We start from the raw sequence: 13,909 nt of genomic DNA, 5'->3' as shown, positions 1-13,909 counted from the left end.
TCGCGACGGAGGTCGTGTCCATGGGGTCCGGTGGGAACCGCGGCTGGCTGCTGCGCCTCGTCATCGCCTTCGGCTGCGCGCAGGGGGCGGTGTCGATGGCCCGGCCCGCCGTCTCCTACCGGGCCCTCGCGCCGGGCGCCGACGAACGGGCGGTCGGTGTCATCGCGGGCGCCTACGCGCTGCTCCCGCTGTTCGCGGCCGTACCGCTCGGCCGCCGTACCGACCACGGCCGCTGCGTGCCCCTGCTCCCGGCGGGCGTGGCCCTGATCGCCGGCGGCTGTGTGCTCAGCGGGCTCGCCGGCTCGCTGTGGACGATGGCCCTGTGGAGCGGGGTGATGGGCCTCGGCCACCTCTGCTTCGTGATCGGGGCGCAGTCGCTGGTGGCCCGCCGGTCCGCGCCGCACGAACAGGACCGCGATTTCGGCCACTTCACCATCGGCGCCGCCCTCGGCCAGCTCGCCGGACCCGTCGCCGCGGGCGCCCTCGTCGGCGGCCCGGACCTGGCGCGCAGCAGCGCGCTCGCCCTCGTCACGGCGGGCGCGGGCGCGGCCGTCGCGTTCACGTCGCTGTGGCGCGTGGAGGACCGTACGGCCGTCGCCTCCCGCCCGGGGCGGGGCGCACGCGTGCCGGTAGCCGGCATCCTGCGTGCCCGGGGCGTGCCCGCCGGGATGCTGATCAGCCTGTCGGTGCTGTCCGCGACCGACATCCTGACCGCCTACCTGCCCGTGGTCGGCGAGCACCGGGGCATCGCCCCCTCGGTGATCGGTGTCCTGCTCGGCCTGCGCGCGGGGGCCACCCTCGCCTGCCGGCTCGTCCTCACGCCGCTGCTCCGGCTGCTCGGCCGGCCGGCGCTGCTCACCGTGACCTGTCTCCTGGCTGCCCTGCTGTGCGCGGGGGTCGCGCTGCCGGTGCCGGTGGGGGTGCTCGGCGCGATGCTCACGGCGCTCGGATTCTGCCTGGGGGTGGGCCAGCCGCTGTCGATGACGACGGTGGTGCGGGCGGCGCCCGCGCAGGCCCGGTCCACCGCGCTCGCCCTGCGGCTGACCGGGAACCGGCTCGGCCAGGTCGCCGCGCCGGCCGCCGCGGGCCTGGTCGCCGGTCTGGCGGGGGTGGCGGCGCCGTTCGTGCTGCTGGGGGGTCTGCTGCTGGTGTCGTCGGGCGTGGCGCTGCGCTCTGCGGACGGGCCTCGTTCGCCCGTCCGGGCGGGCGAGGGCCGTCCGGAGCGCCCGGGACTACGCCGTACGAGCGATTTCTGACGGCGCGTCGGGCGTCGCTCCCGGCTCGCGCGGGGTGGATGGCGCAGAGTCCAGGCGAAAGAGCGATTTGTATGAAAATCGTCTGACTCGGAGGAACATCCATGCCCACCCTGAAACTCCCACGAGGCCTCGGCTCGCGCGCGGGCGCCACCGTCATTCTCTCCGCTCTCGCGGCGTCCGGCGCGTCGTGGGTGGCCGCGCCGGCGGCGGTGGCCCAGGGGGAGAACGGCGACATCAGGATCCACCGCGTGGGCGTGCCCTTCGGGGTCTCGAAGGACGATCCGGTGGTGTGCAAGTTCTACCTGGACGCCGTCAACTTCGACGTGCTGCCCACCATCGCCTACACCATCACCCCGCAGCCCCCGCTGCCGACCTCGGCCACCGTCGCGGGCACCATCCCGCTCGCCGGCGGCGCCGGTCACACCGACCCGCTCGGCCTGGCGGACGGTCAGTACCGGCTCACCTGGGTGGTGGCGGGCGCCCCCAAGGAGAAGGTCTTCCGGGTCCGGTGCAAGGACGAGCACCAGGAGGAGGGGCACGAGGGCCCGAACGGCCAGATCGCCGACGACCAGCACAACGACGGTGCCTGGGGCAAGAGCGACCCGGGCGGCCCCAAGGGCGGGGTGCACGCGGGCGGCGGCGGTCTCATCGACACGGCCGCCGCGTACTCGCCGGTGGCCGCCGCGGGCCTCGTGGGCCTGATCGCCGTCAGTGGTGTCGTGTACGTCCGGGTGGTCCGCCGGCGGCCCCATGGTGCCGCGTAGGCGCCGACGCAGGCCCTGGCACCGGACCCGCGCCTACCGCCTGGCCAGGACGGCGCTGCTCGTGACCGTCCTGGTGTCGGTCGGCAGCCGGTGCGGACGGGACGGCGGACCGGCCCTGCCCGGCCGGCCGGGCGGCCCGGACGCCGTGGCCGCCCCCGGCGCGGGCTCCGCCCCGGCCGACGGACGGGGCCCCGGCCCGGACGACACCGAGCCCGCCGCAGCCGCGGGGCCCCCGCCGCGCCCGCTGCCCCGGTCCCGGCCGACGTCCTTCCGGGTGCCCTCCCTCGGGATCGACGCCCCCGTCACCCCGCTGCGCCTGGACGCGAACCGGCAGCTCCAGACGCCGCCCGTCGACCGGCCCAAGCTGGTCGGCTGGTACCAGGGCGGCCCCACGCCGGGCGAGTCGGGCACCGCGGTCGCCGTCGGCCACCGCGACACCAGGACCGGGCCCGCCGTGTTCGCCGGGCTCGCCCTGGTCCGGCCCGGCAAGCCCGTGGAGGTGCGGCGGGCGGACGGCCGTACCGCCGTCTACACCGTGGACCGCGTGCAGGTCTTCGACAAGGCGGGCTTCCCCGACAAGGAGGTCTACGGGCCCTCCGGGCGTCCGGAGCTGCGGATCCTCACCTGCGGCGGCCTCTTCTCCCGGCGGACCGGCTACACCAGCAACGTGGTGGTCTTCGCCCACCTGACCGCGACGAAGTGACCGGCGGACCGGCCGGTACGGGTTCTCCGACCGTACCGGCCGGTCCGCCGTCGTGGGCGTGACGCCCTTCGCGATGATGTGCCGGAAGCGTCTGCGGACCGGGAATGTCTGGCGCCCGAAAACTATCACCGCTAGTTTGTGTGCCGGACGACGCAGACCCGCCGGGAGGAAAGCAGCATGAAGGCACACGACGCCCTGTACATCGACGGCGCCTGGCGCCCCGCCGACAGCGGGGACGTGATCGAGGTCGTGAACCCCGCCGACGAGCAGGTCATCGGCAGGGTCCCGGCGGGCGGGGCCCTGGACGTCGACACCGCCGTCCGGGCCGCCCGCGCCGCCCTGCCCGCCTGGGCGGCCACGCCCCCGGCCGAGCGGGCCGCACGCCTGGCCGCCCTCCGCGACGCCCTCGTGACCCGCAGGGAGGAGATCGCCGCGACGGTCACCGCCGAACTGGGCTCACCGCCGCAGTTCTCCCAGGCCGTGCACGCCGGCGTGCCGATCGCGGTCGCCGGCTCCTACGCCGAGCTGGCCGCCGCCCACCCCTTCGAGGAGCGGGTCGGCAACTCCACCGTCCTGCACGAACCGGTCGGCGTGGTCGGCGCGATCACCCCCTGGAACTACCCCCTCCACCAGATCGTCGCCAAGGTCGCCCCCGCGCTCGCCGCGGGCTGCACGGTCGTCCTCAAGCCCGCCGAGGACACCCCGCTCACCGCCCAGCTGTTCGCCGAGGCGGTGCACGAGGCGGGCGTACCCGCGGGCGTGTTCAACCTGGTCACCGGCCTCGGACCGGTCGCCGGACAGGCCCTCGCCGAACACCCGGGCGTCGACCTGGTCTCCTTCACCGGTTCCACGGCGGTCGGCCGGCGGATCGGCGCGGCGGCCGGTGCGGCCGTGAAGAAGGTCGCCCTCGAACTGGGCGGCAAGTCCGCCAACGTCATCCTGCCGAGCGCCGACCTCGCCAAGGCCGTCAACGTCGGCGTGGCCAACGTGATGTCCAACTCGGGCCAGACGTGCAGCGCCTGGACCCGCATGCTGGTCCACCGCGACCGGTACGCCGAGGCCGTCGAGCTGGCCGCGGCCGCCGCCGCCAAGTACGGCGACCGCATCGGTCCGGTGGTCAACGCCGGCCAGCGGGCACGGGTGCGCGGCTACATCGAGAAGGGCATCGCCGAGGGCGCCCGGCTGGTCGCCGGCGGCCCCGAAGCACCGCGCGAGCGGGGCTACTTCGTCAGCCCGACCGTCTTCGCGGACGTCACCCCGGAGATGACCATCGCCCAGGAGGAGATCTTCGGGCCGGTCCTGTCCATCCTGAGCTACGAGGACGAGGACGACGCCCTGCGCATCGCCAACGGCACGGTGTACGGCCTCGCGGGCGCCGTCTGGGCCGCCGACGAGGCGGAGGCGGTGGCCTTCGCCCGCCGCATGGACACCGGCCAGGTCGACATCAACGGCGGCCGGTTCAACCCCCTCGCGCCCTTCGGGGGGTACAAGCAGTCCGGAGTCGGCCGGGAACTCGGCGCGCACGGACTCGCGGAGTACCTCCAGACCAAGTCCCTCCAGTTCTAAGGGAGTCCGAGACCCATGGCCGTACGAGCCGCCGTCCTGCCCGCCATCGGCGCCCCCCTGGAGATCACCGGGATCGAACTGCCCGACCCGGGCCCCGGACAGGTCCGGGTACGCCTGGCCGCCGCCGGCGTCTGCCACTCCGACCTGTCCCTGGCGAACGGCACCATGCGGGTGCCGGTGCCGGCCGTCCTCGGCCACGAGGGCGCCGGCACGGTCGTCGCCGTCGGCGAGGGCGTCACCCATGTCGCGCCCGGCGCGTCCGTGGTCCTCAACTGGGCGCCGTCCTGCGGCACCTGCCACGCCTGCACCCTCGGCGAGGTCTGGCTGTGCGCCAACGCCCTGAACGGCGCCGCGGACGTCCACGCCCGCACCACCGACGGCACCGACCTCCACCCCGGCCTCAACGTCGCCGCGTTCGCCGAGGAGACGGTGGTCGCCGCGTCCTGCGTGCTGCCGCTGCCTCAGGGGGTGCCGCTGGTGGACGCCGCCCTCCTCGGCTGCGCCGTGCTCACCGGGTACGGCGCCGTCCACCACTCGGCGAAGGTCCGGCCCGGCGAGACGGTCGCCGTGTTCGGCGTCGGCGGGGTCGGCCTCGCCGCCCTCCAGTCGGCCCGCATCGCGGGCGCCTCCCGCGTCATCGCGGTCGACGTCTCCCCCGGCAAGGAGGAGCTGGCCCGCGCGGCCGGCGCCACGGACTACGTCCTCGCCTCCGGCACCACCGCGCGCGAGATCCGCGCGCTCACCGGCAAGCAGGGCGTCGACGTCTCCGTGGAGTGCGCGGGCCGCGCGGTCTCCATCCGGACGGCCTGGGAGTCCACCCGCCGGGGCGGCCGTACGACGGTCGTCGGCATCGGCGGCAAGGACGAGCAGGTCACCTTCAACGCCCTGGAACTCTTCCACTGGGGCCGCACCCTGTCCGGCTGCGTCTACGGCAACAGCGACCCGGCCCGCGACCTCCCGGTCATCGCGGCCCACGTACGGGAGGGCCGCCTGGACCTCTCCCGGCTGGTGACCGAGCGGATCACCCTGGAGGGCATCCCGGCGGCCTTCGACAACATGCTGGCCGGCAAGGGGGGCCGGGCGCTGGTGGTGTTCTGAGGGACCCGGCGGGACTCCGGGCGGACCCGGGGGACGGGGGAGCCCGGAGGCACTGCTCCCTACGCCCCCTCCCGTACCTGCCGGTACTGCCGCGCGAGCCCGTCCAGCAGCGCGGTCAGCCCCGTCTCGAAGGCCCGTTCGTCGATCTTCTCCTGCTGCTCGGCCAGGAGGTGGGCCTGGCCGAGGTGGGGGTAGTCGGCGGGGTCGTAGGCGCTGGCGTCGTCCACGAAGCCGCCGGCGAACGAACCGAGCGCCGAGCCCATGATGAAGTACCGCATCAGCGCGCCGATGGAGGTCGCCTGCGCCGGCGGCCAGCCCGCGTCGACCATGGCGCCGTAGACCGCGTCGGCCAGGCGCAGGGCGGCGGGGCGGCGGCCGGGGCCCCGGGCGAGGACCGGGACGATGTTCGGGTGGTCGCGCAGGGCGGCCCGGTAGGAGACGGCCCAGTCGTGCAGCGCGGTCCGCCACTCCCGGCCGTCCTCGAACATCGACAGATCCACCAGCCCGCTCACCGAGTCCGCGACCGCCTCCAGGATCTCGTCCTTGGTGCGGAAGTGGTTGTACAGCGAGGGCCCGCTCACCCCCAGCTCGGCGGCGAGCCGGCGGGTGGAGACGGCGGCCAGGCCCTCCCGGTCCACGAGGTTGCGGGCCGTCTCGACGATCCGGTCGGGGCTGAGGAGGGGCTTGCGCGGTCGGGCCATGGCGCACATAGTAGGGCTGCGATCAGAAACTAGCAGTGCTAATTTAAATGTACGGCTTTCAAGATACATCTGGTGTGGGGTGATCTCGTGGTGAACCTGGGACTCAGCGAGGAGCAGACGGCCGTACGGCAGCTCGCCCGGGACTTCGTGGAGCGCGACATCGCCCCGCACGTCGTCGCCTGGGACCGGGCCGAGGAGGTCGACCGGGGCATCGTGAAGAAACTCGGCGAGATCGGCTTCCTCGGCCTGACCATCGACGAGGAGTACGGCGGCTCGGGCGGCGACCATCTCGCGTACTGCCTGGTCACGGAGGAGCTGGGCCGCGGTGACTCCTCGGTCCGCGGGATCGTGTCCGTCTCCCTCGGGCTCGTCGCCAAGACGATCGCCGCCTGGGGGAGCGAGGAGCACAAGCGGCGCTGGCTGCCCGGACTCACCTCCGGCGCGTACGTCGGCTGCTTCGGCCTGACCGAGCCGGGCACCGGATCCGACGCGGGCAGCCTCACCACCCGGGCCGTCCGCGACGGCGGCGACTACGTCATCAACGGCACCAAGATGTTCATCACCAACGGCACCTGGGCCGATGTCGTCCTGCTCTTCGCCCGCTCCACCGACGCGCCCGGCCACAAGGGCGTCTCCGCCTTCCTCGTCCCCGCCGACACGCTCGGCCTGACCCGCCGTACCGTCCACGGCAAGCTCGGCCTGCGCGGCCAGGCCACCGCCGAACTCGTCCTCCAGGACGTGCGCGTCCCGGCGTCCGCCCTGCTCGGCGAGGAGGGCAGGGGCTTCTCGGTCGCCATGTCCGCGCTCGCCAAGGGCCGGATGTCGGTGGCCGCGGGCTGCGTCGGCATCGCCCAGGCCGCCCTGGACGCGGCCGTGCGGTACGCCGGCGAGCGCGAGCAGTTCGGCAAGCCGATCGCCCGCCACCAGCTGGTGCAGGAGCTGATCAGCGACATCGCCGTCGACGTGGACGCGGCCCGGCTGCTGACCTGGCGGGTCGCCGACCTCGTCGACCGCGGCGAACCGTTCGCCGTCGAGTCCTCCAAGGCCAAGCTGTTCGCCTCCGAGGCCGCCGTGCGCGCCGCCAACAACGCCCTCCAGGTGTTCGGCGGCTACGGCTACATAGACGAGTACCCGGTCGGCAAACTCCTGCGCGACGCCCGGGTGATGACCCTCTACGAGGGCACCAGCCAGATCCAGAAGCTGCTCATCGGGCGCGCCCTGACCGGTGTCTCGGCGTTCTGAGTACGTCCCTGAGTATCCCGGCGGATGTGGCGCGGGCCGCGTCCGCCGATGCTGTGTCCCATGAGCGACACACCGGTCAAACAGCAGAGCACGGCCGCTTTCCACGGTCAGGCCGTCGCCTCCTTCGCCGTCGCCCTGGCGGCCACCGCCATCGGCGTCTACCGGCTGGACGCCGGCGCCTGGGTCCGCGGCTTCCTCGCGATCGCCGTCCTCTACCTCGTCACCTCCGCCTTCACCCTCGCCAAGGTCGTCCGGGACCGCCAGGAGGCCGGGTACCTCGTCAGCCGCGTCGACCAGGCGCGCCTGGAGAAGCTGCTCGCCGAACACGACCCCTTCGACAAGCCCTGAGGCGCCGTCTGCCCCGGTGACCTGGCCGGGCGGCTACGCTAAGCGCCCGCTCACCGTCGGCGGTATGGTGGTGCTCCTGTCACGAGAGGGGCGAACGAGCGATGAGTACGGCGGAGGAGACGACCGGCGGCGAAGTGGAGCCGTGGGAAGAGGTCACCCCGGACGCGGCCCGGCGGCTGCTCGTCGCCGCCGTGGAGGCCTTCGCCGAGCGGGGCTACCACGCGACGACGACCCGTGACATCGCGAGTCGCGCGGGGATGAGCCCGGCCGCGCTCTACATCCACTACAAGACCAAGGAAGAGCTGCTCCACCGGATCAGCCGGATAGGCCACGACAAGGCCCTCGACATCCTGCGCACGGCGGCCCGCCGCGAGGGCCGCGCGTCCGAGCGGCTGGCCGACGCGGTCAGCTCCTTCGTCCGCTGGCACGCCGGCCGGCGGACCACCGCGCGGGTCGTGCAGTACGAACTCGACGCCCTCGGCCCCGACGCCCGCGCCGAGATCGTCGCGCTGCGCCGCCAGGTGGACGCCGAGGTGCGCGGGATCATCGAGGACGGCGTGGCCTCGGGCGAGTTCGACGTGCCGGACGTGCAGGGCACCACGCTCGCCGTGCTGTCGCTGTGCATCGACGTGGCCCGGTGGTTCACCGTGAACGGCCCGCGCACCCCCGAGGAGGTCGGCGCGCTCTACGCCGACCTCGTGCTGCGGATGGTGGGGGCGAGTTAGCCCGCCGCCCGGGTCAGAGGTAGTACCGGGACACCGACTCGGCGACGCACACCGGCTTGTCGCCGCCCTCGCGCTCCACGGTGAAGGCGACCGTCACCTGCACCCCGCCGGTGACGTCCTCCACGCCGGTGATCGTCCCGGTGGCGCGCAGCCGGGAGCCGACCGGCACCGGGGCGGGGAAGCGGACCTTGTTCGTCCCGTAGTTGACGCCCATCTTCACGCCGTCGACCCGGATGAGCTGCGGCCCGAACAGCGGCAGCAGCGACAGGGTGAGGTAGCCGTGGGCGATCGTGGTCCCGAACGGCCCGGCGGCGGCCTTCTCCGGGTCCACGTGGATCCACTGGTGGTCCCCGGTCGCCTCGGCGAACAGGTCGATCCGCTTCTGGTCGACCTCCACCCAGTCGGTGTGCCCCAGTTGCTCGCCCACGGCCGCCCGCAGCTCGTCGGGGGAGGTGAAGATCCTCGGTTCTGCCATGTTCCCGGCCTCTCGCTCGCGTCTCTAAGCAACTGCTTAGCATGGTCGGGCGGGACGGCGATGTCAACGGACGGCCCGGCCGGCCGGATGGGTAATCTCTGGGGAGTGCCCCAGATTCCGGAGAAGATCCACGAGCTGACCGTCGGCCAGTTGTCCGCGCGCAGCGGCGCCGCGGTGTCCGCCCTGCACTTCTACGAGGCCAAGGGCCTGATCTCCAGCCGGCGCACCCCGGGCAACCAGCGCCGGTACAGCCGCGACACCCTGCGCCGCGTCGCGTTCGTCCGCGCGGCCCAGCGGGTCGGCATCCCCCTGGCCACGATCCGCGAGGCGCTCTCCGGACTGCCGGAGGAACGGACGCCGACCAGGGAGGACTGGGCGCGGCTGTCGGAGAGGTGGCGCTCGGAACTGGAGGAGCGGATCCAGCAGCTGAACCGCCTGCGGGACCATCTGGCCGACTGCATCGGGTGCGGATGCCTGTCCCTGGAGAACTGCGTCCTGTCCAACCCGGACGACGTCTTCGGTGACCGCCTGACCGGCTCCCGGCTCCTCGCCGAGGACCGCTGACCGGCACACCCCTACCGGGACAGCGCCGCCGTGACCAACTGGGCGTTGGATTCGGCCGGTCGGCCGTCCGGCAGGAACAGGGTGTCCTCCAGGCCGACGCGGGTGGCGAGATTCAGCCGCCGGGCCAGCCGGAGCACCGGCCAGGTGCCGCCCTCCTCGCCGTGCAGCAGCACGGGGCGGCCGTGCGCCGTATCCAGCTCGGCCAGCAGCGCCCGGGCCGACGCCTCGGCGGTCGCCGGATCCGCGTCGGTCACCTCGGCCAGGACCCGCAGCACCCGCGGCCCGAGCCGCGAGAGAGCGAACCGGCGCGCGCCCCCCGTGCCGGACCAGATGCCCGCCTCCACACCGACCCCCCGGTCGACCAGTTCCCCGGCGACCTCCTCGGCGCCGTCCTCGTGCCAGTTGACCGAGGCGAAGTCGGGCAGCACCGGCCAGGCGCGCACCCGGGCGCGGCGGGCGGCGGGATCCGGTTCCGCCCAGGCGCCGGTGGTCACCCCGACCGGCACCCGCACCCGGGCCCGTATCGCCTCCAGCGCCGGCGTGAGGACGCGCGGGGAGAGGCTGTCCTGCCCGCACGGTGTCCTGGGGTGGACATGGACCGAGGAGGCGCCGGCCGCCACCGCCTCCGCGGCGGCACGCGCCAGCTCCTCGGGGGACATCGGCACCCTCGCGCCGTCGACGGCCGAGCGGCGCCCGTTGAGACATACCTGAATCATGATCCGATGATGCCGGGCGCCGCCGACGACGGCCCCGGTCCACGCGCCGGCCGCCTCGCGGAAGGGGTGCGGCATCCCCTGCGCACCCCGCACCGGGTGCCGGCCCGCCGCTCGGGCCGCGCCCGGTGACACCCCACCGCTCAGGCCGACATGAGCAGGCGCTCCCGCCTGGCGTACTCCAGGGCCCGCGAGGTGAGCACGGGACGGGGCACGAGGATGCCGCAGTCCGCGCAGACCGGCCCGGACGACGGCTCGTGGTCCAGGCCGTACCTCCAGACCAGACGTTCGCCGTCGCACACCGGGCAGGACGAGCCCGGTGCCCGCTCCAGCGCGGCGATCAGCCGGCGCAGCACCACCGCCAGCGGTTCGCCGGGGTGGACCCGCGGGTCGTCGCACCAGGCGACCCCGAAGCCGCCCCAGGTCAATCGGTGCCAGTCGTCGACACTGCCCGGCCGGCGCAGCCCGTCGTGCTTCTCCTTCTTGCGTCGCTCCGTGAAGTCGGTCTCGTAGGCGAGCCAGACGTCACGGGCCTCCTCCAGCTCCTCCAGCGCGGCCACGAGCCGCGCCGGATCGGGGGAGCGGTCCTCCGGGCCGAAGCCCGCCCGGGAGCACAGATGGTCCCAGGTCGCGCGATGCCCGTAAGGAGCGAACTTCTCGAGGCACTTGCGCAGTGAGTACCGCCGCAGCGCCAGATCACAGCGCGGATCGCGTACTTGTCTCGCCAGACTCCGGAAACCTGCCATCGTCCTGCACCTCCGTCACACCTGCACCTGCACTTCGGTCACTTCGGCGTCGTCGTCGCACGGACGTCGCCGAATAGACGTATCGACAGGCGATTCGGCTCCATCTCTTCTCCGGTTCTCCTCGCGGACTCACGAAAGTGACGCATGTTCACCTTTGAACGTGGGGATACCGCCGGTAACGTTCGGCCACCCCCTGTCGCTAGGAGCCGCCATGCCACGGCGAAGTCCACGTACTGCCCCTGACAGACCGAGAACGTCCCGACGTCTTCCCGGGTTCCTGAAGACCGCGTCCGTATGCGTCCTCGTCGCCGGTCTCCTCGTTCCCTTCACCCGGACAGCGGCGGCGGCGGCCGACGCGACCGCCCCGAACGACTACTGCGGCGGCCAGTGTTCGGACATCGTGCCGCCCGGCGAGAACGGCAACGCGACGCTCGCCCAGATCCTGCTCAACCAGGCCTTCGGCACCCAGCCGTCGCACGCCGAGGACCAGCTCGGCCCCTACGCCGACCTGGCCACCGGCTACAAGGGCCTGACCGACGCCACCATCAACGCCTTCTTCAACGACGCCTCGTTCGGCGTCCCCGCCGGGCAGGTCGCCTCCACCGAGAAGCCGGCCGGCCGCGGCGACGTGACGATCGTGCGCGACAAGAAGTCCGGCGTGCCGCACATCACCGGCACCACCCGGTACGGCACCGAGTTCGGCGCCGGTTACGCGGCGGCCGAGGACCGGCTGTGGCTGATGGACGTCTTCCGGCACGTGGGCCGCGGCCGGCTGACCTCCTTCGCGGGCGGCGCCCCCGCCAACCAGGGCCTGGAGCAGCAGTTCTACCGCGACGCGCCCTACACCGAGGCCGACCTCCAGGCGCAGATCGACAACGCGGTCGCGAAGAACGGCGCGCGCGGCCGGCAGGCCCTCGACGACGTCAACGCCTATCTCGCCGGGATCAACGCCTACATCGACGCCTCCGACAGCGGCCGTTACTTCCCCGGCGAGTACGTCCTGACCGGCCACAAGGACTCGATCACCAACGCCGGCACGATAGACCACTTCAAGGTCACCGACATGGTGGCCCTCGCCTCCGTCATCGGCTCGCTGTTCGGCTCCGGCGGGGGCGGCGAGGTCGCCAACGCCCGGTCCCTGCTCGCCGCCCAGGCAAAATACGGCGTCGAGGAGGGCACCCGGGTCTGGGAGTCCTTCCGCGAACGCAACGACCCCGAGGCCGCTCTCACCGTCCACGACGGCCGCAGCTTCCCGTACGCCGCCAAGCCCGCCGACGCGCAGGGCGGGGCGTTGCCCGACGCCGGCTCGGTCACCGAGGAACCGCTCGTGTACGACCGCACGGGCAGCGCGGCCACGGCGAGTGCCGAGAAGATGTCCGCCACGGCCACCGGGGCGGCGCTCGGCTCGGCCCGCCGGGGCATGTCCAACGCCCTCGTGGTGAGCGGCGCACACACCGCGAGCGGCCACCCGGTCGCCGTGTTCGGCCCGCAGACCGGCTACTTCGCGCCACAGCTGCTCATGCTCCAGGAGATACAGGGCCCGGGCATCAGCGCCCGCGGCGCGTCCTTCGCGGGGCTGGGCATGTACGTGGAACTCGGCCGTGGCCAGGACTACTCCTGGAGCGCCACCACGTCCGGCCAGGACATCATCGACACCTACGCCGTCGAACTGTGCCAGGACGACCACCACTACCTGTACCACGGCACCTGCACGGCCATGGACCAGGTCGAGCAGAAGAACGCCTGGTCGCCCACGGTGGCCGACGGCACGGCCGCGGGGTCGTACACCATGCGCGTGTGGCGCACGAAGTACGGTCCGGTGGCCTACCGGGCGACCGTCGGCGGCAAGAAGGTCGCCTACACCTCCCTGCGCTCCTCCTACCTGCACGAGGCCGACTCGATCATCGGCTTCCAGATGCTCAACGACCCCGACTACGTCAAGGGCCCCCAGGACTTCCAGAGCGCCGCGCAGCACATCAACTTCACCTTCAACTGGTTCTACGCCGACTCCCGGCACACCGCCTACTACAACAGCGGTGACAACCCGGTCCGGGCGGACGGCGTCGACGCCGAGTTCCCCGTCTGGGGCCGGCCGGCGTACGAGTGGCGGAACTGGGACCCGGCCACCAACACCGCCGACTACACCCCGGCCGCCGCGCACCCCAACTCCGTCGACCAGGACTACTACATCTCCTGGAACAACAAGCAGGCCGAGGACTACACGACCGCGTCCTGGGGCGACGGCTCCGTGCACCGCGGCAACCTGCTGGACGACCGCGTCAAGAAGCTCGTCGCGGCCGGCGGGGTGACCCGTACGAAACTGGTGCAGGCCATGGCCGACGCGGGCCTCGCCGACCTGCGCGCCGAGGACGTGCTGCCCGAGCTGCTGAAGGTGGTCGACTCCGCGCCGGTGACCGACCCCACGGCCGCCGCGGCGGTGGGCAAGCTCAAGGCCTGGGTGGCCGCGGGCGCCAAGCGCACCGAGACCTCGGCCGGTTCGAAGACGTACGCCGACGCCGACGCGATCCGCGTCCTGGACGCCTGGTGGCCGCTGCTGGTGAAGGCGGAGTTCGAGCCGGGGCTCGGCAGCGACCTGTACAGCGCGATCACCGGCAGCCTGCCGGTCGACGAGGCGCCGTCCGCCGGACACGGCCCGACCGGCTCGCACGCCGGAAGCTCCTTCCAGTACGGATGGTGGAGCTATGTCGACAAGGACATCCGCGCGGTGCTCGGCGAGCCCGTGCGGGGCGGCCTCGCGCACACGTACTGCGGCGGCGGCAGCCTCGGCGCCTGCCGGGACGCCCTGCTCGGCACGCTGAAGCAGGCGGCCGGCCTGACCGCCGCGCAGGTCTACCCGGGCGACGACCAGTGCTCGGCCGGTGACCAGTGGTGCGCCGACTCGATAGCCCAGCGCACCCTGGGCGGCATCAAGCACGGCAGGATCAGCTGGCAGAATCGGCCGACGTTCCAGCAGGTCGTGGAGTACACCTCGCACCGCTGAGGTGACA

General features: G+C 73.2%; 14 protein-coding genes. 10 read left to right on the top strand and 4 right to left on the bottom strand.

Annotation, left to right across the window (positions count from 1 at the left end; genetic code table 11):
- Positions 1-20 precede the first annotated feature (20 nt).
- The 5 genes from ABZ117_RS18030 to ABZ117_RS18010 all read left to right on the top strand — a co-directional run bounded on the left by ABZ117_RS18030 (position 21) and on the right by ABZ117_RS18010 (position 5,387).
- Positions 21-1,256 (top strand): MFS transporter, encoded by a 1,236-nt coding sequence (locus ABZ117_RS18030; RefSeq protein ID WP_356821817.1) that lies wholly within the window; start codon positions 21-23, stop codon positions 1,254-1,256.
- A 101-nt stretch (positions 1,257-1,357) separates the two neighbouring features.
- Positions 1,358-2,020 (top strand): hypothetical protein, encoded by a 663-nt coding sequence (locus ABZ117_RS18025; RefSeq protein ID WP_356821815.1) that lies wholly within the window; start codon positions 1,358-1,360, stop codon positions 2,018-2,020.
- Complete coding sequence (locus tag ABZ117_RS18020; RefSeq protein WP_356821813.1) at positions 2,007-2,723, top strand: class F sortase; 717 nt, start codon at positions 2,007-2,009, stop codon at positions 2,721-2,723. The genes ABZ117_RS18025 and ABZ117_RS18020 overlap by 14 nt, the downstream gene beginning before the upstream one ends.
- A gap of 177 nt (positions 2,724-2,900) precedes the next feature.
- A complete protein-coding gene (locus tag ABZ117_RS18015; RefSeq protein WP_356821811.1) occupies positions 2,901-4,289 on the top strand; it encodes an aldehyde dehydrogenase family protein in 1,389 nt (462 codons plus the stop codon).
- 15 nt (positions 4,290-4,304) lie between these two features.
- On the top strand, positions 4,305-5,387 hold the full coding sequence (locus tag ABZ117_RS18010; protein WP_356821809.1) for a Zn-dependent alcohol dehydrogenase: 1,083 nt from the start codon (positions 4,305-4,307) through the stop codon (positions 5,385-5,387).
- A 59-nt stretch (positions 5,388-5,446) separates the two neighbouring features.
- On the opposite strand, the gene ABZ117_RS18005 is transcribed toward ABZ117_RS18010, so the two are convergent.
- Entirely contained in the window at positions 5,447-6,088 is a 642-nt protein-coding gene (locus ABZ117_RS18005) for a TetR/AcrR family transcriptional regulator (RefSeq protein ID WP_356821807.1), read from the bottom strand.
- Between the two features lie 90 nt (positions 6,089-6,178).
- Between ABZ117_RS18005 and ABZ117_RS18000 the strand changes: the two genes are divergently transcribed.
- The 3 genes from ABZ117_RS18000 (at position 6,179) to ABZ117_RS17990 (ending at position 8,403) form a co-directional block, all read left to right on the top strand.
- Positions 6,179-7,330: an acyl-CoA dehydrogenase family protein gene (locus ABZ117_RS18000; RefSeq protein WP_356821971.1), complete on the top strand. Its 1,152-nt coding sequence runs from the start codon at positions 6,179-6,181 to the stop codon at positions 7,328-7,330.
- Positions 7,331-7,390: 60 nt separating this feature from the next.
- Positions 7,391-7,678: a YiaA/YiaB family inner membrane protein gene (locus tag ABZ117_RS17995; protein WP_356821805.1), complete on the top strand. Its 288-nt coding sequence runs from the start codon at positions 7,391-7,393 to the stop codon at positions 7,676-7,678.
- A gap of 101 nt (positions 7,679-7,779) precedes the next feature.
- Positions 7,780-8,403: a TetR/AcrR family transcriptional regulator gene (locus ABZ117_RS17990; RefSeq protein WP_356821804.1), complete on the top strand. Its 624-nt coding sequence runs from the start codon at positions 7,780-7,782 to the stop codon at positions 8,401-8,403.
- A gap of 13 nt (positions 8,404-8,416) precedes the next feature.
- On the opposite strand, the gene ABZ117_RS17985 is transcribed toward ABZ117_RS17990, so the two are convergent.
- A complete protein-coding gene (locus ABZ117_RS17985) occupies positions 8,417-8,878 on the bottom strand; it encodes a MaoC family dehydratase (RefSeq protein ID WP_356821802.1) in 462 nt (153 codons plus the stop codon).
- Positions 8,879-8,983: 105 nt separating this feature from the next.
- Here ABZ117_RS17985 and soxR point away from each other — a divergent pair, with 105 nt between their 5' ends.
- A complete protein-coding gene (gene soxR / locus ABZ117_RS17980) occupies positions 8,984-9,442 on the top strand; it encodes a redox-sensitive transcriptional activator SoxR (RefSeq protein WP_356821800.1) in 459 nt (152 codons plus the stop codon).
- Positions 9,443-9,453: 11 nt separating this feature from the next.
- Here soxR and ABZ117_RS17975 read toward each other — a convergent pair whose 3' ends face one another.
- Both ABZ117_RS17975 and ABZ117_RS17970 read right to left on the bottom strand, forming a co-directional pair.
- Positions 9,454-10,158, bottom strand: coding sequence for a 3-keto-5-aminohexanoate cleavage protein (locus ABZ117_RS17975; RefSeq protein ID WP_356821798.1), 705 nt, complete (start codon positions 10,156-10,158; stop codon positions 9,454-9,456).
- 140 nt (positions 10,159-10,298) lie between these two features.
- Positions 10,299-10,901 (bottom strand): hypothetical protein, encoded by a 603-nt coding sequence (locus ABZ117_RS17970; RefSeq protein ID WP_356821797.1) that lies wholly within the window; start codon positions 10,899-10,901, stop codon positions 10,299-10,301.
- A 211-nt stretch (positions 10,902-11,112) separates the two neighbouring features.
- Between ABZ117_RS17970 and ABZ117_RS17965 the strand changes: the two genes are divergently transcribed.
- Positions 11,113-13,902, top strand: a complete 2,790-nt coding sequence (locus ABZ117_RS17965) for a penicillin acylase family protein (protein WP_356821796.1) — start codon at positions 11,113-11,115, stop codon at positions 13,900-13,902.
- The last annotated feature ends 7 nt before the right edge of the window (positions 13,903-13,909 follow it).

The organism is Streptomyces sp. NPDC006309 (assembly GCF_040613095.1).
GTDB lineage: Bacteria > Actinomycetota > Actinomycetes > Streptomycetales > Streptomycetaceae > Streptomyces.
The sequence above is the reverse complement of the archived record's forward strand: the minus strand, read 5'-3'. Positions and strand labels throughout refer to the sequence as shown.

Excerpts from the sequence above, each read along its gene's own strand:
- ABZ117_RS18030 (WP_356821817.1), top strand. The coding sequence starts at position 21 with ATGGGGTCCGGTGGGAACCGCGGCTGGCTGCTGCGCCTCGTCATCGCC.
- ABZ117_RS18025 (WP_356821815.1), top strand. The coding sequence starts at position 1,358 with ATGCCCACCCTGAAACTCCCACGAGGCCTCGGCTCGCGCGCGGGCGCC.
- ABZ117_RS18020 (WP_356821813.1), top strand. The coding sequence starts at position 2,007 with ATGGTGCCGCGTAGGCGCCGACGCAGGCCCTGGCACCGGACCCGCGCC.
- ABZ117_RS18015 (WP_356821811.1), top strand. The coding sequence starts at position 2,901 with ATGAAGGCACACGACGCCCTGTACATCGACGGCGCCTGGCGCCCCGCC.
- ABZ117_RS18010 (WP_356821809.1), top strand. The coding sequence starts at position 4,305 with ATGGCCGTACGAGCCGCCGTCCTGCCCGCCATCGGCGCCCCCCTGGAG.
- ABZ117_RS18005 (WP_356821807.1), bottom strand. The coding sequence starts at position 6,088 with ATGGCCCGACCGCGCAAGCCCCTCCTCAGCCCCGACCGGATCGTCGAG.
- ABZ117_RS17995 (WP_356821805.1), top strand. The coding sequence starts at position 7,391 with ATGAGCGACACACCGGTCAAACAGCAGAGCACGGCCGCTTTCCACGGT.
- ABZ117_RS17990 (WP_356821804.1), top strand. The coding sequence starts at position 7,780 with ATGAGTACGGCGGAGGAGACGACCGGCGGCGAAGTGGAGCCGTGGGAA.
- ABZ117_RS17985 (WP_356821802.1), bottom strand. The coding sequence starts at position 8,878 with ATGGCAGAACCGAGGATCTTCACCTCCCCCGACGAGCTGCGGGCGGCC.
- ABZ117_RS17975 (WP_356821798.1), bottom strand. The coding sequence starts at position 10,158 with ATGATTCAGGTATGTCTCAACGGGCGCCGCTCGGCCGTCGACGGCGCG.
- ABZ117_RS17970 (WP_356821797.1), bottom strand. The coding sequence starts at position 10,901 with ATGGCAGGTTTCCGGAGTCTGGCGAGACAAGTACGCGATCCGCGCTGT.
- ABZ117_RS17965 (WP_356821796.1), top strand. The coding sequence starts at position 11,113 with ATGCCACGGCGAAGTCCACGTACTGCCCCTGACAGACCGAGAACGTCC.